3 protein-coding genes are annotated in these 1,539 nt (G+C 45.1%); all 3 read left to right on the top strand.

All coding sequences use genetic code 11. The features are described 5' to 3' along the window. A partial coding sequence (locus M0G74_RS18170) for an IS3 family transposase (protein ID WP_248216187.1) occupies nt 1-91 on the top strand: 91 nt, incomplete at its 5' end. A 59-nt stretch (nt 92-150) separates the two neighbouring features. Then, complete coding sequence (locus tag M0G74_RS18165; protein ID WP_248220210.1) at nt 151-912, top strand: hypothetical protein; 762 nt, start codon at nt 151-153, stop codon at nt 910-912. A gap of 147 nt (nt 913-1,059) precedes the next feature. Beyond that, on the top strand, nt 1,060-1,539 hold a 480-nt coding region (locus M0G74_RS18160), incomplete at its 3' end, for a transposase (protein ID WP_248220207.1).

Raw genomic sequence — 1,539 nt, 5'->3', positions numbered from 1 at the left:
TGAGTACATCGAAGTGTTCTATAACCGAGTACGTAGGCACTCCGCTATAGGGCATCTCAGCCCAGCGGAATTTGAGCGCAAATGCGCGTAGTTAGGGTGTCTACTTATCGTGGGTAAGACCAGTGCAACCAAAATTCGGAGTATGTGAAATTGTTCGAGAAGTATATTAATTTCATACAAAATCAGTCTTTCTCGCTTAGCCAAGACTGCCTGCCACCTGAACTACTGATTGAAGAAGATGGTGATTTATCAGTTTATTACGCACCATTTGATTACATTAACACTGAAGCCAAAATTGTTATCTGTGGAATTACTCCAGGATTTCAACAGGCAATACTCGCACTCGAAGAGGCAAGCAAACAACTTAAGCAGGGTGCTACGCCAGCGGCAGCAAAACTTGCAGCTAAGAACACAGCAAGCTTTGGTGGCCCTATGCGATCAAACCTTATTCGTTTGCTCGATTATATTGGTATACCTCAGAAAATAGGCATTGATTCATGCTCCGAGCTATTTGGAAGTAAATCGGATCTGGTTCACTACACTTCAGCGCTTCGTTACCCTGTATTCAAATCGCTAAAGAATTACAGTGGTACACCTTCAATGGTTTCAAAGCCAATTCTTCTCAGGCAACTTGAAAATTATTTGTTGCCGGAGCTGAAACAACTGAACTCATCTACCCTAATTGTTCCGCTAGGGCCAAAAGTCGAAGAGGCATTAAGCTTGGCAGTGAAATTTGGCGTCGTAAGTCAAGAACAAGTGCTAGGCGGGTTGCCCCACCCGTCTGGGGCAAATGCCGAAAGAATTGCGTATTTCTTAGGGGAGAAAACTGCTGATAAATTATCAGCTAAAACAAACCCAATAAAAATTGATGCAGCCAAAGAAAAAGTAATGGCTAAAGTAGCATGCATCTAGCACCTAACAAGGCCAGCCAGAGGGACACAAAAACCGCCGCTTCGCTCTGGTTTTCGTGCCCCTGCTGGCGGCGTTCTGGCTGTAGAAAAACTCTAAAAACCTAGCATTTTTTGATAAAGTCGAGGGATCCAAACCGAGAATCCCTCCATGCCCAACTTCAAGCCCTACAATTACAGCCAGGATGCGATGGTTGTAATCAACTTCGAAGAGCAGCTTCAGCCAAATACCTTCGAATATACGCTCCATCACCTGATTGATAACTACATTAACCTGTCTGCTTTCCACGAGAAGTACAAAAATGACGCGGGTGGACGCTCGGCATACGACCCAGCGATCCTTTTGAAAGTAATACTGTTCGCCTATTCCAAGGGGATTACTTCTAGTCGTGAAATCCAATGGCAGTGCGAACACAATATCATCTTCAAGGCATTATCCTGCGACAGCGTGCCTCACTTCACCAGTATCGCTAGCTTCGTGAGTAGCTATCCTGACGCCATCGAATCGGTATTTGAACAGGTTTTGATGGTTTGCGATCAGGAGGGGCTGTTGGGCAATGAGCTTTTTGCGATTGATGGCTGCAAGATGTCCTCCAACGCCAGTAAAGCGCATTCAGGGACTTTCAAAGAG

Source organism: Microbulbifer sp. CAU 1566, assembly GCF_023156515.1.
In the GTDB taxonomy this organism is placed as follows: domain Bacteria; phylum Pseudomonadota; class Gammaproteobacteria; order Pseudomonadales; family Cellvibrionaceae; genus Microbulbifer.
This window is presented reverse-complemented; position numbering and strand designations above follow the sequence as displayed.